12 protein-coding genes are annotated in these 15,158 nt (G+C 74.8%); 5 read left to right on the top strand and 7 right to left on the bottom strand.

Translation table 11 applies throughout. The annotated features are described in order from the left end of the window. Window positions 1-98: 98 nt before the first annotated feature. The 6 genes from F593_RS0119385 to F593_RS0119360 form a co-directional block, all read right to left on the bottom strand. Window positions 99-1,445 (bottom strand): aspartate kinase, encoded by a 1,347-nt coding sequence (locus F593_RS0119385; protein WP_022930404.1) that lies wholly within the window; start codon window positions 1,443-1,445, stop codon window positions 99-101. Window positions 1,446-1,609: 164 nt separating this feature from the next. Further along, window positions 1,610-2,935: a serine hydrolase domain-containing protein gene (locus F593_RS26835; protein ID WP_022930403.1), complete on the bottom strand. Its 1,326-nt coding sequence runs from the start codon at window positions 2,933-2,935 to the stop codon at window positions 1,610-1,612. A gap of 76 nt (window positions 2,936-3,011) precedes the next feature. Further along, window positions 3,012-3,779 (bottom strand): recombination mediator RecR, encoded by a 768-nt coding sequence (locus F593_RS30980; protein WP_022930402.1) that lies wholly within the window; start codon window positions 3,777-3,779, stop codon window positions 3,012-3,014. 4 nt (window positions 3,780-3,783) lie between these two features. Further along, window positions 3,784-4,119 carry a YbaB/EbfC family nucleoid-associated protein gene (locus F593_RS0119370; protein ID WP_022930401.1) on the bottom strand — a complete coding sequence of 112 codons (336 nt, stop codon included), beginning with the start codon at window positions 4,117-4,119 and terminating at the stop codon, window positions 3,784-3,786. Continuing rightward, the gene (dnaX, locus tag F593_RS28870; protein ID WP_022930400.1) at window positions 4,119-6,443 is read right to left on the bottom strand and encodes a DNA polymerase III subunit gamma/tau; all 2,325 of its coding nucleotides are present in this window, start codon (window positions 6,441-6,443) and stop codon (window positions 4,119-4,121) included. Before dnaX ends, F593_RS0119370 begins: the two co-directional genes overlap by 1 nt. Window positions 6,444-6,540: 97 nt before the next feature. Continuing rightward, window positions 6,541-7,239 (bottom strand): YceH family protein, encoded by a 699-nt coding sequence (locus F593_RS0119360; RefSeq protein WP_022930399.1) that lies wholly within the window; start codon window positions 7,237-7,239, stop codon window positions 6,541-6,543. 32 nt (window positions 7,240-7,271) lie between these two features. Here F593_RS0119360 and F593_RS0119355 point away from each other — a divergent pair, with 32 nt between their 5' ends. The 5 genes from F593_RS0119355 (at window position 7,272) to F593_RS0119330 (ending at window position 14,628) form a co-directional block, all read left to right on the top strand. Next, window positions 7,272-9,005: a hypothetical protein gene (locus F593_RS0119355; RefSeq protein ID WP_022930398.1), complete on the top strand. Its 1,734-nt coding sequence runs from the start codon at window positions 7,272-7,274 to the stop codon at window positions 9,003-9,005. 353 nt (window positions 9,006-9,358) lie between these two features. Then, the gene (locus F593_RS26825) at window positions 9,359-11,287 is read left to right on the top strand and encodes an amidase (RefSeq protein ID WP_022930397.1); all 1,929 of its coding nucleotides are present in this window, start codon (window positions 9,359-9,361) and stop codon (window positions 11,285-11,287) included. A gap of 23 nt (window positions 11,288-11,310) precedes the next feature. Continuing rightward, a complete protein-coding gene (locus F593_RS30115) occupies window positions 11,311-12,003 on the top strand; it encodes a hypothetical protein (protein ID WP_022930396.1) in 693 nt (230 codons plus the stop codon). Between the two features lie 99 nt (window positions 12,004-12,102). Further along, window positions 12,103-14,124, top strand: a complete 2,022-nt coding sequence (locus F593_RS26820; protein ID WP_022930395.1) for an amidase — start codon at window positions 12,103-12,105, stop codon at window positions 14,122-14,124. Between the two features lie 246 nt (window positions 14,125-14,370). Further along, window positions 14,371-14,628 carry a hypothetical protein gene (locus F593_RS0119330; RefSeq protein ID WP_022930394.1) on the top strand — a complete coding sequence of 86 codons (258 nt, stop codon included), beginning with the start codon at window positions 14,371-14,373 and terminating at the stop codon, window positions 14,626-14,628. Here F593_RS0119330 and F593_RS0119325 read toward each other — a convergent pair. Further along, the gene (locus F593_RS0119325) at window positions 14,582-15,052 is read right to left on the bottom strand and encodes an Lrp/AsnC family transcriptional regulator (RefSeq protein WP_022930393.1); all 471 of its coding nucleotides are present in this window, start codon (window positions 15,050-15,052) and stop codon (window positions 14,582-14,584) included. The genes F593_RS0119330 and F593_RS0119325 overlap by 47 nt on opposite strands. Window positions 15,053-15,158: the final 106 nt, after the last annotated feature.

Raw genomic sequence — 15,158 nt, 5'->3', positions numbered from 1 at the left:
CTTCTCGGGGGCGGAGCGCGTCGGACCCCGGCGAGGCTCGGGGCACCCGCAGAGGCGTGCGGGCCCCACCCCGAGCTTCTCGGGGGCGGAGCGCGCAGCTACGAGAACTGCCCGAAGGGCTGCTCGGGGCGGATGGTGTCCTCGCCCGAGAGGCCGAAGGCGGCGTGGAGGGCGCGGACGGCCTCCGGGACCTGCGCGCCGGGGACGACGCACGAGATCTTGATGGGCGAGGTGGAGATCATCTCGATGTTGATCTCGTGCTCGCCCAGGACGGTGAAGACCTTGGCGGCGACGCCCGGGTGCGTCTTCATGCCGGCACCGACGATGGAGACCTTGCCCATCTCGGCCTCCGTGCGCAGCGCCGTGATGCCGAGGTCGGCGATGACGGGCTTCAGGGCGTCCTGGGCGGCGAGCAGGTCCTCGCGCGGCACCGTGAACGACATGTCCGCACCGGGGTGGGCGGCGTCGCCCTTGGGCGGCTCGTTCTGGATGATCATGTCGACGTTCACGCCGGCGTCGGCCAGCGCGGTCGCGATCGTGCCGGCGGCACCGGGGGTGTCCGGAACGCCGGAGAGCGTGATGCGCGCCTCGACCGTCGAGTGCGTGACGGCGGTGATGAGCGGGTTCTCCACGGACTGTCCCTCGCTGTTCTCGTTGAGCGCCTGCAGCGCCTGGGCGGCCTCGGCCTCGGATACGACCCACGTGCCGTCGGAGTCCTCGAAGCTCGAGCGGCAGTGGATCCGCACGCCGTGGGTGCGCGCGTACTCGACGGAGCGCAGCTGCAGCACCCCGGCGCCGGACGACGACATCTCGAGCATCTCCTCGAAGGAGACGACGTCGAGCTTCTTCGCGCGCGGCTCCACGCGCGGGTCGGCGCTGAAGACGCCGGGCACGTCGGTGTAGATCTCGCAGACGTCGGCGCCGACCGCGGCGGCCAGGGCGACGGCGGTGGTGTCGGAGCCGCCGCGGCCGAGCGTCGTGACGTCCTTCGCCGTCGACACGCCCTGGAAGCCGGCGACGAGGACGATGCGGTCCTGGTCCAGCGCCTCGAGAATGCGGTCGGCGCGGACGTCGAGGATGCGCGCCTTCGTGTGCGACGTGTCGGTGACGATCCCCGCCTGCGAGCCCGTGAGCGAGATCGCCTGGTGGCCGAGGTCGTTGATCGCCATCGCCGCCAGCGCGCAGGAGACGCGCTCGCCGGTGGAGAGGAGCATGTCCATCTCGCGCGGGGCGGGGCGCTCCGAGATCTCGAGCGCGTCGGCGATCAGCCGGTCGGTCTCCTTGCCGCGGGCGGAGAGCACGACGACGACGCGCTGGCCGGCCTCGCGCTTCTTCACGATCCGCCGCGCCGCGCGCTTGATGCGCTCGGCGTCGGCGACGGACGTGCCGCCGAACTTCATGACGACGGTGTCGCTGCCGGATCCGGTGTCGATGAGGTGGCTCATGCGCCCGGCGGATCCTACGGGCCGACGGGGCGGCACGTGGCGTGGCGCACACCGGGCCCGGCGGCGAGCGCAGCGTGCGGACCCGCGGCCAGGATGCGGCGGCACGTGTCCTGCCCCGTCCTCGCCGGTCCAGCCCCCGCGCGCCCGGCCCCGCGGGCCGCCCCTCACCCCCGGAACAGCACCGGGTCGGCGACCTTCGGGGCCTCGAGCCCGATGCGTCGCGTGAGGTTCCAGACGTCGGGCAGGTGCGGGGCCAGCGCCGGCTTGCCGCTCGTGATCAGGGCTACCGACAGCGCCCGCCGGGGGTCGGCCCAGCCCAGGACGTTCGTGAACCCGAGGTGCCCGAACGCGCTCTCCGTGTCGGGCCCGAACAGCCCGAGGGCCTGGGCCCCGAGCATGTAGCCCGAGGCGTGGCGCAGCGGCGCGCCGAGCGTGAGGTCGACCTCGTGGACGGAGCGCTCGACGATCGCCCGCCGGATCGTGCGCGGCCGCAGGACCGTCGTGCCGTCGAGCGTGCCGCCCAGGCGCAGCAGCTCGAAGAACCGCGAGAGCTCGTTCGGCGTGGCCACCACGTTCGCCGACGGGACCTCGCCCGTGAGGAACCGCGGGTCGTTCGAGATCCGCGTGACCTCGTCGAACGGCATGCCGAACGCGCGCTGCAGCACGTTGGACAGCGGCGGCAGCGGCACCGGCCCCGTCGCGTGCGAGACGCCGACGAGCCCGACGTCCTCCGGCGCCACCCCGTAGGACATCCAGCGGAACCCGAGCGGGTCGAGGATCTCGTCCCGCAGCACGTCACGCAGCTCCCGACCCGTCACCCGGCGCACGATCTCGGAGAGCACGAACCCGCCCGAGACCGCGTGGTACGAGAGCCGGCTGCCCGGCCGCGTGCGCACCAGCGCCTCGTTCAGGTGCCCCATCACGAACGCGTGGTCCCCCAGCCGGTCGAGGTCGATCGCCTCGCCCGGGAGGTTCGGGATGCCGGCGCGGTGCGAGAGGACGTGGTCAATCGTGATCCGGCGCTTGCCGGGGCCCGCGAACTCGGGGACGTACTCCCCCACGCGGTCGCCGACGTGCAGCAGGCCCCGCTCGTCGAGCAGATGGATCACCGTGGCCGTGACCGCCTTCGACGCGCTGAAGATGCAGAAGGGCGTCTCGGGCGTGGCCAGCTCGGCGTCCGCCTGCAGCCCCGCGGGTCCCGGGCCGACGCCGCGCGCCCAGCCGATCGTGCGGTCGAGGACGACGGCGCCCTCGCGCCGGACCGTCAGCCCGATCGCGGGGTGCACCCCGTGGCGGTAGAGCCGCTCCGTCGCTGCCCAGATGCGCTCGACGCCCTCCGCGGTCATCCCGCCCTCGGCCGCGGGGACCTCGTGGGGAGCGCGCGTGGTCAGGGGCTCGAGGTCCCTCGGGACGCGTATGCGCCGGAGCGGGTCCGGCAGCGCCGGTGGGCGCGGCAGGCGGACGGCCGGGAGCTTGGGACGCAGCAGCACCCGGCCAGCCTACGGGTCCGAAGGTTCGGGGTGGACGGCGTGCGCGGGCGCGGCCCGTCGCCCGCCGTGGCCGGGCTCAGATCGTGCGGCGGCCGGCGAACGCGCGGCCGAGCGTGACCTCGTCGGCGTGCTCCAGGTCCGCGCCGACGGGCAGGCCGGACGCGAGCCGCGAGACCGTCACGTGCGGGGCGACCTCGCGCAGCTCCGCGCCGATGTGCAGTGCGGTGGCCTCGCCCGAGGTCGTGGGGTTCGTGGCCACCACGACCTCCTGCACGGGGCTGCGATGGCGCTGGCCGTCGCCGGTCGGGCCGAAGTCGGAGTCGTCGCCGCCGGCGCTCGCTGGGCCGTCGGCCTGCGCGGTCGGCCACGCGTCGTCGCCGCCGAAGTCCGACGTCGGCACGAGCGGCCCCGTCGGCGGGGCGCCCGGCTCGCCCAGGTCGGGGTCGCCCTGGGTCACCCGGCGATAGAGCTCCGCGAGGTGCAGGTCGCGCGGGCCGACGCCGTCGACGGGCGAGAGCGAGCCGCCGAGCACGTGGTAGCGCCCCCGGTACTCGTGGGTGCGCTCGATCGGCAGGATGTCGGCCGGCCCCTCGACGACGCAGAGCAGCGTCGGGTCGCGGCGCGCGTCCTGGCAGATGACGCAGCGGTCGCCCTCCGCGAGGTTGAAGCAGATCCGGCACTCGCCGATCTTCTCCTTGACCTCCACGAGCGCAGCCGCAAGCGCGCGCGCCTCGTCGTCCGGACGGGAGAGCACGTAGTACGTCAGCCGCTGCGCGGTGCGGGGGCCGACGCCCGGCAGCCGCGCGAACGCGGCCGCGAGCCGTTCGATGGGCGCCGGCTGCAAGGGGCTAGACCCCGAGGCCGCCGAGGCCCAGGGCGCCGAGGTCCATGCCGCCGGTCAGGCCGCCGAGGCGCTTCTCCGCCAGCTCCTGCGCCTCGCGGATCGCCTGGTTGACGGCCGCCGTGACGGTGTCCTGCAGGAGCTCCGCGTCCTCCGGGTCGATCGCGTCGGGGTCGATCGTGATGCCCTTGACCTCGAGGCCGCCCGTGATCTTCACGGTGACCATGCCGCCGCCGGCGGTGACGTCGAGCTCCTCGGTCTTCAGGGCCTCCTGCGCGGCGGCCATGTCCGCCTGCATCTTCTGGACCTGCTTCATCATCTGCTGCATGTTCGGCTGACGCATCAGGATTCTCCGTTGGTGCTGGTGGGTGCGGGTTCGGACGGCTCTCCGGCCTCGACGCCGGGGGACGCGACGCCGGACGCGCCGTCGCCGACCTCCTCGGCCTCGAACTCGGCCAGGACGCGGCGGACGACCTCGTCCTCGGGCAGGACCGGCTCCTCGGGCGCGGCCATCCCGGCGCGCTCCTCGGCACGGACGACGTAGCGGACGCCGAGCAACTCCTCGAGCGCCGCGGCGATCGCGTCCTTGGAGTCCTCACGGTTGAGGAGGCGCGCGGCCGACGCCTTGCCGGCCGGCAGGCCGAGGACGAGGTCGATTCCCGAGACGCTCACGGTCTGCGCCTGGCCGAGCGCGGCCCGGACGGCATTGCCCGGCATCTGGTCGGCGATGGTGGGCAGCAGCTCGTCCACGTCGGTCGGACCGATGCCGACGGGGGTCGCGGCGGGCGGGGGCGCGGGGGCCTGCGGGGCGGCCGCGGGCGGCTGGGGCTCTTGTGGCGTCGGGGCGGCCGCGGGCGGTTGCGGCACCGGCGCCGGCGGGGCGGGCGACGAGAAGTCGGGGGACGCCTGGGCGGACCGCGCGGGATCCGAGGCGGAATCCCGTCCGCCCGCCTCCGAGGACGCCGAACCGCGGTCGTGCGTGGCGGGGGCGGTGGGGGCCTCGGACTGCGGACCCTGAACGGGGGCGGCCGCTCCCGGAGCCCCGTCCCGGGCCTCACCGGCCGGCACGTGCACCTCGTGGTCGGTGGGCCCGGGGACCGGAGCCCGGTCGTGGGCCGGCGCCTCGGGACGGGCCGGGACCGGGTCGGAGGCGCGGTTTTCGGCCGAACCCGGGTCCTGGGCGGAAGCCTGGTCCTGGTCGGCAGCGTGGTCGGGGGCGGAGGCCGGGCCCTGAGCGGCAGCCTGGTCGGGGGCAGAAGCCGGGCCCTGAGCGTCGAGACCGACCTTTGCCCGCTCAGAGCGGGCAAAGGTCGGCTTCACCGTCTCGGACGCCCCGGCACCCTGGTCGTGCGACGGCGCGGAGGCCGCTCGAGGCGCGGGCGCCGCGGGCGTCGCGGCTGCCTCGGGGGCGGGCGCGGCCGCCGGAGCCGCGTGGGCCGGAGCCGGCGCGGTCGACGTTCCGGTAGCCGCCGCGGCCGGCGCCCCGCCCGCCAGCGCCTGCTCGAGCCGCGCGATCCGGGCCGCCAGGGCCTTGGCCTGCGGGTCGATCTGCGGCAGGGCGGCGCGGACGAGGAGGAGCTCGAGCTGGGTGCGGTCGTCGGCGCCGTCGCTCACGGCCGCCAGGGCCACGGCGACGAGGTCGATGACGCGGATGATCGCCGCGCCCGTGAGGGTGCGGGCCTGCTCGACCGTGCGCCCATCGCGGTCGGGGCTGATGCGCAGCTCGGCGGGGAGGTCGCCCGTCATCAGGACGAGCAGCAGGGCCCGGGCGTGGGCCTCGAGGTCCTTGATGACCTGCTTGAGGTCCCGACCCTGGGCGGCCAGGTCGGAGGCGACGCCGAGCGCGGCGGCGGCGTCCCCGGCCCCGACGGCGTCCATCGCGCGGAACAGCAGCTCGGCGTCGGCCACGCCCAGGACGTTGAGGACGTCCTCGTTGGCGATGTGGTCGCCCGCGTAGGTGACGAGCTGCTCGAGGGTGCCGAGCGCGTCGCGGAACGAGCCGGTCGCGTGGCGGGCGATGAGGTTGACGGCCTCGGGGCCGACGGTGATCGACTCCTGGTCCGCGACGCGGCCGAGCACGCGGGCGAGCTGGTCCGGCGTCGGGCGGTGGAAGTCGAAGCGGTGGCAGCGGTCGACGACGGTCGGGAGGACCTTGTTGGCCTCCGTCGTCGCGAGCACGAAGATCGTCCGCGGCGGCGGCTCCTCGAGGGTCTTGAGGAACGCGTTCCAGGCCTGGGACGAGAGCATGTGCGCCTCGTCGAGGATGTAGACCTTGTGCCGGCCGCCGACCGGGGCGAAGGCGACTGAGTCGCGCAGGTCGCGGATGTCGTCGACGGAGTTGTTCGACGCGGCGTCCATCTCGACGACGTCGATCGACGTCGCTTCGGCGATGGAACGGCAGGACTCGCAGCGGCCGCACGGCTGCGTCGTGGGGCCGACGTGGCGCTCGGACGCCGCGGCGTTCGGATCGCCCTGGCAGTTCAGGCACGCGGCGAGGATCTTCGCCATCGACGTCTTGCCCGTCCCGCGCGAGCCCACGAAGAGGTACGCGTGATGGACCTTGTCCTGGTCGATCGCGTTGCGGAGCGTGCGGACGACGTGCTCCTGGCCGACGACGTCGTCGAAGGAGCGGGGTCGGTGGCGACGGTAGAGCGAGGGGGCGGACACCACCTCCGAGTCTACGGACGGACCGCCCGGCTCGGCGGCTGCGCGGCGCAGGGTCGGCGCGGCCCGCGGCGGCGACCGGTCTCGGCCGAGCCGGGGCTCAGGCCCCGAGCTCGGAGCGCAACCCGGCGAGCTCGTCGCGCACGGCCGCCAGCTCCTCGCGGAGCGCCTCGACGTCGCCCTCGAGCTGGCCGACGCGGCCGGCCAGCGCCTGGGCGTCGAGCCCGTTCGGCGCCGCGCCGTCCACCGCACCGGCGGGCACGGTCGTCGCCCGATCGATGTCGGTGGTGCCCGTCGTGGCGGCCTGCGGGGTCTGGAGCTCCTCGCCGCCCAGGATCTGCTGGACGCGCCCCTCCTTCTGGCCCGGGCGGCGCTCGAGCCGGACGGCGAGCTGCCGGGTGACGAGCCGGTCGATGACGGTCTCGACGGCGTCGCCGCTCTCGAACCGGTGCAGGCGCTCCGTGCGGGCCCGCAGCTCGGCCGGCGTCTGCGGGCCGCGCAGCAGCAGGACGGCGAGGACGGCTTGCTCCTCCGGCGAGAGCCCCAGCGTGTCGTTGAGCAGGTGGCGGTACTTCGCCGCGCGCGTGCCGCCGGCGGAGCGCGTGAACCGGCGCCGCGCCAGCTCCTCGAGCGCGGCGCGGATCTGGGCCTCGTCGTACGCGACGACGGGGTCGCGGTTCGTCGTCTGGTTGCACGCCGCGCGCAGGGCGTTCAGCGTCAGCGGGTAGGCGTCCGGGGTGGTGCGCTGCTTCTCGAGCAGGGCACCGAGGACGCGGAGCTGCACGGCGTCGGGCTTCACGGCGCGGAGGCTAGCGATACCGTCGCCCGCGCATGGACGGCTCACGGCGCACGGCCGACTCTCCACGGCCCACGGCCGACCGCCCGTGGCCCAGCGCCGCCTCCGTCGCCGCCCACCTGGTGGCCTCGTGCGTGATCGGGCTGGTCCTCTGGCTCGCCTCGGGCCGCACCTCGTTCGTCAACTACGACAGCGCGTGGTCCTTGAACTGGGCACGCGAGGTCGTGGCCGGCGGCGACCGCCCGGACCTGACGCGCCTCTTCTCCCCCACCCCGCACCCGCTGAGCGACCTCTTCTCGGCCCTGCTCGTGCCGCTGAGCGACGCCGGCGGCACGGGTGCCGGCGCGGTCGGCCGCGGGGCGGAGTCCGCCGTCGTGGTCTTCGCGCTGTTCTGGCTCGGCGCGCTCGGCGTCGTGACGTTCCGCCTCGGCGCCGCCTGGTTCGGCACCGCGGCGGGCGTCGTCGCCGCGATCCTCGTCCTCACGCGCGAGCCCGTCCTCTCCTACGGCCTGCGCTCCTACCTCGACCTGCCCTACGCCGTCTTCCTGCTGCTGGCGCTGCTCGCCGAGACCCGCCGCCCCCGCAACGGCTGGCGCACGATGGCGTGGATCACGCTCGCCGGCCTGCTGCGGCCCGAGGCGTGGCTGCTGGCCGCCGCGTACGTGGGGTACCTCGTGGTGGCGCAGGCGACCGGCCGGGGGGCGGCCGCCACCGCTCCGCGCCCAGCCCGGCGTCTCTCGCTCGCACGCGTGGGGTGGCGCGGCCTCGTGCCGCTGGTCGCCCTGTCCCTCGTGGCCCCCGTCGGCTGGCTGCTCGAGGGCCTGGTCCTGGCGGGCGACCCGCTCCAGGCGCTGACCGGCACGCAGCAGAACGCCGCCGACCTCGACCGCGTGACCGGCGTCGGATCGGCCGTGACCGTCATGCCGCGCCGGCTGGGCGAGATCGTCCGCGAGCCGGTGCTGCTCGCCGCCGTCGGCGGGGCCGTGCTCTCGCTCTGGCTGCTGCGCCGCCGGGCGCTCCTCGGCGTCGGGGCCGGGATCGCCGCCGCCGTCGCGTTCTTCGTGCTCGCCGCCGCGGGGCTGCCCCTGCTCACGCGGTACCTCGTCTTCCCCGCCACGTTGCTCATCGTCTTCGCCGCCGCGGGCCTCCTGGGCTGGCGGCTGCTGCCCGCGGGCGACCGCCGCCGCCGACCGTGGCAGGCCTTCGCCGCCCTCGCCCTTGTGGCCTTCGTGGTCTTCACGCCGAGTCAGGTCGACCGCCTCGACCGCCTGCAGAACGCCCTGGCGCTGCAGGAACGGGTGATCGACGACCTGCGCACGGTGACGGGCGACGTGGTGCGGCCCGCGCTGGCCGATGCGTGCGGCCGGCGCCGCATCACGGAGTTCGCGGACGTCGACGGTCCCGGCGGGCCCGGATCCGCGAACGCCGCCGCCGCGACCTACGCCAGGCAGCGCCCCGACGTCGCCCTGCCGAACCACCGCGCGGTGCCCCAGGTGCTGCTGTGGCTGGGCCGCGAGCGTGGGACGACCGGGGCCGAGCCGACCGTGAACGCCCTGGAGCCCGGCGCCCGTCCGCAGGTGACCCTCATCCCCTCCTCCGAGCGGGTCGCGCGCGGATTCATCCTCGACCGCGCCGACCGCGGGGCGGGCCTGCCCCGTCCGCCGGCGGGCGCGGTGCGCGCCGGCACCCTGGGCACCTGGACGGTCTACGGCGACGACGCGGGCTGCGCCGCGGCGCTGCGGGACCGGCTGGCTACGGCGGTGCGGTAGACCCTGCCGCCCCGGTCAGGGCGACCCAGCCGGAGGGACAGGCGCCGGCGCGTCCGGAGGTGGCGGACGCCGACGGCGGACGGGCACCCGGAGGGCCGAGACACCCCGCCCCACTTCGCGCGGGACGGTCGTATGGCCAGCTAGGCCGTACACCGGCGGTCCCGGCGGCCGGCGGATGGCGCCTAGGGTCAACACCCCGATTCCGGCTGCCCGTCCGGGGAATCTCCGGGGCCCGGATTTCGCCACGGGGACAGGAGCGGACGGCGCCCCGGCTCCTAGGTTGATCCGTGCACTCCGGTGCCCGCGGAGTCCACGCTCCGCAGGCACCTCCCTCCTGCCACGAGGTCCTCTCCATGCGAGATTCATCCGCGACCGCGGACGCGGTCGACGTCGTCCTGCACGACGCTCCCGACGCCCCGGCCACCGTCGAGCGCTCAGGCCTCAGCCGGCGCTCGTTCGTCGGGAAGGGCGCGCTGATCGGGGTCGCCGGCGCCGTCCTGGCCACGAGCGGGACCGTCGCCGCGACGGCCGGCGCGGCCGAGGCGCCGTCCGGCCTGCCGAGCGTCGCCGCGGTCAAGGTCCGCCTGGAGAAGGTGCGCGTCGTCGACCTCGAGATCCTCGAGCTCGCGGCGCTGCTGCAGGCCGGCGAGCTGACGTCGGTCGAGCTGACCCAGCAGTACCTCGACCGCATCGACGCGTTCAACGGCCCGTTCGAGACCTACGGGGAGAACGGCGGCCTCGGCGCGTTCGTCCGCGTGGACCGCGCCGACGCGCTCGCCGGCGCCAAGGCCGCCGACGAGCGGTTGAAGGCGGCCCGCAACGGCGGCCCGGCCGCCCCGTTCCTCTGCGGCATCCCGATCGGCGTGAAGGACTCCATCGGGCTGAAGGGCCGCCCCGCCCAGAACGGCACCACGGCGTTCCTCGGCAACGTCGGCAACGAGGACCCGCCGGCGATGGCACGGCTGCGCGCCCAGGGCGTGGTGTTCCTCGGCCACACCGTCTGCTCGTCCTTCTCGAGCTCGATCGCCGGCAACTTCGCCGGCAACGCGTGGGACAAGCGCTACGTGCCCGGCGGGTCCAGCCAGGGCTCCGGCGTCGCGCCGGTGGCCCGCCTGGCGGCCGCCGCGATCGGCGAGGAGACCGGCGGCTCGATCATCATGCCGACCGCCGCGAACGGGGCCTCGGGCATCAAGCCCGCGCTCGGCACGGCGTCCGTCGCCGGCGTGATGCCGCTGAGCCCCGGCGTCGACGTCATCGGCCCGATCGCGAAGTCCATCCAGGACTCCGCCGTGGTCCTGAACGCGATGATGGGCCCGGACCCGGACGGCGATCCGCAGACGCTCTCCCTGCCCGTCCCCGAGGCGCTGCCGCTCGCGCCGCGGGGTGGCTCGAAGCCGCTGGCCGGGCTCGTCATCGGGGTCCCGCAGACGGATTGGATGACCACCTCGACCACGGCCTCGCCGCAGACGCAGTACTCCCCGGAGAACCTCGCCGTCTTCAACCGCGTGCGCGCGGAGCTCGAGGCGATGGGCGCGACGGTCAAGGACTTCCGCGGGCTCGACATGCGCCAGCCGACGGAGAACCCGTACAACCCGTCCACCGGTGCGACGGTGCTCGAGACCGTCGACGGCTCGAACATCACCCCGTCGACTGCGGTCGTCAGCTCGAACCGCTCCGACAGCCGCTACGTCGAGGCGATCGCCGACTTCGCCAAGTCGGTGCCCTACGAGCAGGCGACGCGGCTGTTGAGCAACTACGGGCGGACGAGCAGCGGCACGAACTCGTTCGCGAACGCGGCGGCGTTCAACGGCGGCATCAGCAGCCGTGCCCGCCGCGAGGGCGAGCGTCGCCGCCGCCAGCTCGCCGCGAACTACCAGGCCGCGCTCGACACGGACGGGGTGGACTTCATGCTCGTCATGAACTTCGGGGCGAAGATCACGCTGCGCAACACCTTGCCGGTCTACCGCAGCTTCTTCCAGGGCCCTAACGCGCTGGGGTGGCCGATGCTCTCGTTCCCCGTGGGCTACACCGAGAGCAGCCCGACCATGCCGATCTCGGTCCAGTTCCTCGGGCCGCGCGACAGCACCGCGCAGATCGTCCAGGCCGCGCTCGACTACCAGGCGCGGTTCCCCCGGTGGCACCAGGCCGTCCCGCCGGACCAGCCGCTCTCGTCCAACCCGAGCCGCGGTTCGCGCAAGACCGACGTGGACGAGCGGGTCGACCCCCTCCTCAGCAACGACCCGCTCGTCTACGAAGAGGCCATGCGCGCCGCCGGCCGCTGACCCGAGAGACCCGGAGACGACTCATGAGCATCCTCACCATCGCCTGGACCGCCCCGCACTCGATCGGCCTGCTGCCCGTCGACGCCGGCGAGGTCTTCGAGACCTCGCTCGCCGTGCCGTGGACGCCGAAGCAGAGCACGTACGTGCTGCCCTACGACCCCGACGACCTCAAGCAGCGCGCGAGCGACCCCGACCCCGTCGTCACCAACCCGGTCGACGTGCCGGCGCCCCCGGCCCCGGGTGACGTCGGCGCCGGCGGCGGCGCGGGTGCCGGGGCCGGAGCAGGCGCCGGCCTGCCCGCCCCCGCTCCGGCCCCCGCCCCCGGCGTCGTGCGGCCGGCGACCCCCGCGAAGGTGCGCGCGCCGGGCCGCCTGAACCCGGTGAACTTCCGGGCGCGCGGCATCCGCGTCCGCGTCACGCTGAACGAGTCGGCCCGCGTGACGCTGCACCTCGAGGCGACCATGAGGAAGCGGCTCTCCACGCGGCGCGCGACGACGGCCCGGCGCCGCCTGACCACGCAGCGCACCCTGCCGCTGAAGGCCGGCACGACGACCGTGCGGCTGCAGCCGACCGCCACGGGGCGCCGCGTCATCACCCGCTCGTCGCGGGTGCGCTCGAGCCTCGTGATCACCACGCGCTACCGCGACGGCCGGAAGGTCACCGCACGCCGCACGGTGACCATCGCCCCGGCCGCGAAGGCCTCGAAGACGAAGTAGCGCGGAGCCGGCGGCCTCGCCCGAGGTCCGCCCGCCCCCGCCGCCCTCTCCCGCGGCCGCCGTCCGGCGGCCGCGGCACCCCTTCACGGAGCACCTTCCATGCACGACGCAGACCTCCTCACGTTCACCGACCTCGCCCCGGAGCAGCCCGACACCCCGGAGACGGGCCACTCACGCCGCGCGTTCCTCGGCCGCACCGGCGCCGCCGCCGCTGCGGGCGCGGTCGTCGCCACGACCCTGACGGCCGCCCCCGCGCGGGCCGCGACGAAGACCCCGAGGGCCGCCGCCGTCCGCGCGCAGGCCGCACCGGGCCTGCCCAGCGCCGCCAGCGTCAAGGCGCTGGAGAAGCCGCTCGTCGACCACGAGATCGTCGAGCTCGCGTCGCTCCTGCAGGCCGGCGAGATCACGTCGGTACAGCTGACGCAGGCCTACCTCGACCGGATCGCGGCGTTCAACGGGCCGTTCGAGGTCTACGGCGACAACGGCGGCTACAACACGTTCGTGCGCGTCGACACCGCCGGCGCGCTCGCGCAGGCCGCGGCCGCCGACACGCGGCTCGAGATCGCCCGCCGCGGCGGCGACCCCGCCCCGTACCTCTGCGGCATCCCCATCGGCATCAAGGACTCCGTCGGCGTGGAGGGCCGCACGGCCGGCAACGGCAGCCCGGCCTACGCGAACAACATCGCGGAGGAGGACGCGACCGCCGTCGCCCGCCTGCGCGACCAGGGGGTCGTCTTCCTCGGCCACACGATCTGCTCCGCGTTCTCCGGCGCGATCGCCGGCAACTTCGCGGGCAACGCGTGGAACAAGGACTACATCCCGGGCGGCTCGAGTCAGGGCTCCGGCGCGGCGCCGATCAACCGCCTCGCGGCCGCCGCGATCGGCGAGGAGACCGGCGGATCGATCATCTGGCCCGCCGCGATCAACGGCGCGTCGGCGATCAAGCCCTCCCTCGGGCTCGGGTCGATGGCCGGCGTGATGCCGCTGTCGGCTACCTACGACGTGCTCGGTCCGATCGCCCGCTCGGGCCGCGACGCCTCGCTGCTGATGAACGCGATCATCGGACCCGACCCCTCGGGCGACCCGCAGACGCTGGCGGCCCCGACGCCGTTCCCGGTCCTGCCGATGACGGCACGCGAAGGCGGCAAGCCGCTGAAGGGCCTGACGATCGGCATCCCGCAGACGGACTGGATGTACGGCACGGGCGCCGGCGCGGGCGTCGCCCCGCAGTCCACCTACGACGCGGACCACAAGGCGGCGTTCGACCGCGTGCGCGGCGAGCTCGAGGCGCTCGGCGCGACGGTGAAGGAGTTCCGCGGCTGCGACATCGCGAGCTTCGGCACGCCGGAGAAGGACTACCTCGACGGCGACAACCCGTACTACCAGAACCCCAAGGTCCTGGAGACCGTCGACGGCGCCACCATCACGCCGCAGCTGGCCGTCACGTACGCCAACCGCTGCGAGATCAGCTACATCGAGGCCGTCGCCGCGTTCGCCGCGACGCAGAGCGCCGAGGTGCGGGCGGCCCTCACCACGCAGTACGGGCGGCGTGCCGGCAACCCGCCCGCGCCTCCGGTCGGCCAGCCCTGGCCCGTCCCGGTCACGCTCGAGGCCCAGGCGAACCTCGTCGGCGGGGTGACGAACGCCGCGCGCCGCGAGGGCGAGCGCCGCCGGCGCCTGTTCATCGAGAACTACCAGCGCTCCCTGGACGAGGCGGGCGTCGACTTCATGCTCGTCATGTCGATCGGCGCCGAGGTCGGCAAGCGCGATCCGGCCAACTCCGGCAACGGCCTGCCGCTGCGCCGCAACAACCAGATCGCGAACAACATCTCGTGGCCGATGGTCAACTTCCCCGTCGGCCGGACGTCGAAGGTGGGGCTGCCGATCTGCGTGCAGTTCTGGGGCCCGCGCTTCAGCGAGCCGCGCCTCGTGCAGGCGATGATCGACTACCAGGCCGCGCATCCTGAGCACCACACCGTCTTCCCCGCGGACCCGGTCGCCGCGGCCCCGAAGACGCTGTCGCGCGCGCTGCGCTCCCAGCCGAAGCAGGAGCCGCTGGACCCGTTCCTCGACAACGACCCGGTCGCCACGGAGATCGCCGTGATCGAGGCGCGCGGCTAGCGGGCCGGGGACGAACCCCCCGGCCGGGGGCGCGCCGTCCGTTAGGGTCCCTCGGGATGGCGCACCTCCGGACGACGCACCCGTCCTCCGCCCGCATCCGCGGGCGGTTCGGTGCTGCCGTCGTCCTGTCGATTACCACCTGAGCCTGCGCGTCTGCGCAGGCCCGTCGTCCCCGCGGGGACGGCTGGTGGTGCAGTCGCAGCGCATGCCGCCTGGTCGTCCGGAGCGGGGCACCGAGGAGCCCCAGTGCATCACCACCTCGAGCTCACGCTCGTCCCGACCGACCCGATGGCCCTCGAGCGCGTGCTCGTGCTGTGCCGTGCCCGCCGCTGCCCGATCGTCGCCCTGCGCTTCGACGCGGACGAGGAGGGCGGCCGCGTGCTGCTGACCGTCGACGGCGAGCCGTCCCGGCTGGCGCTCCTCACCCACCGCATCGACGCGCTGATCGGCGTGCGGACTACGGCGCCGGTCGGGTCGGCCGCTCCGGCGGCTCCCACACGCTGAGCACCATCAGCGTCTTCGTCCCCGTCACCTGCCCGGAGCTGCGGAGCTGGTCGACGGCGTGACGCAGGTGCGCCATGTCCCGGACGCGCAGGTGCACCAGCGCGTCCGGGTCGCCGGCCGTCGTGAAGATCCGCAGGACCTCGGGCAGGTCGCGCGCCGCCGCCTCGATCTCGGCCATCCGCGAGTGGCCCATCACGCTCAGCTCGGTGAACGCCTCGAGCGTCCAGCCGAGCTTCTCGTGGTCGATCCGCACGGTGTAGCCCGTGATCACCCCGAGCCGCTCGAGGCGGTCCACCCGCCGCTTCGTGGCGGCCGCCGACAGGCCGACCTCCTCCCCGAGCTGCGCGAGGGTGCGGCGGGAGTTGCGCTGCAGCAGGCCGAGCAGATCGTGGTCGACGGAGTCCAGATCGGGCGGGGCACTCACGGGCCGACGCTACCGGCAGAGCCGCCGGGACGCAACGGATCATCGCCGTCGGCCCGATCGCCGCCGATCCGTTGCGCCAGAGGCACGATTGTCGCCGGGGACCGTT

Source organism: Patulibacter americanus DSM 16676, from assembly GCF_000420025.1.
GTDB lineage: Bacteria > Actinomycetota > Thermoleophilia > Solirubrobacterales > Solirubrobacteraceae > Patulibacter > Patulibacter americanus.
This window is presented reverse-complemented; position numbering and strand designations above follow the sequence as displayed.

What these genes read in the sequence shown, in the direction of transcription:
- F593_RS0119370 (WP_022930401.1), bottom strand. Translation starts at nt 4,119, where the DNA reads ATGCGTCAGCCGAACATGCAGCAGATGATGAAGCAGGTCCAGAAGATG.
- F593_RS0119355 (WP_022930398.1), top strand. Translation starts at nt 7,272, where the DNA reads ATGGACGGCTCACGGCGCACGGCCGACTCTCCACGGCCCACGGCCGAC.
- F593_RS26825 (WP_022930397.1), top strand. Translation starts at nt 9,359, where the DNA reads ATGCGAGATTCATCCGCGACCGCGGACGCGGTCGACGTCGTCCTGCAC.
- F593_RS26820 (WP_022930395.1), top strand. Translation starts at nt 12,103, where the DNA reads ATGCACGACGCAGACCTCCTCACGTTCACCGACCTCGCCCCGGAGCAG.
- F593_RS30115 (WP_022930396.1), top strand. Translation starts at nt 11,311, where the DNA reads ATGAGCATCCTCACCATCGCCTGGACCGCCCCGCACTCGATCGGCCTG.
- F593_RS0119385 (WP_022930404.1), bottom strand. Translation starts at nt 1,445, where the DNA reads ATGAGCCACCTCATCGACACCGGATCCGGCAGCGACACCGTCGTCATG.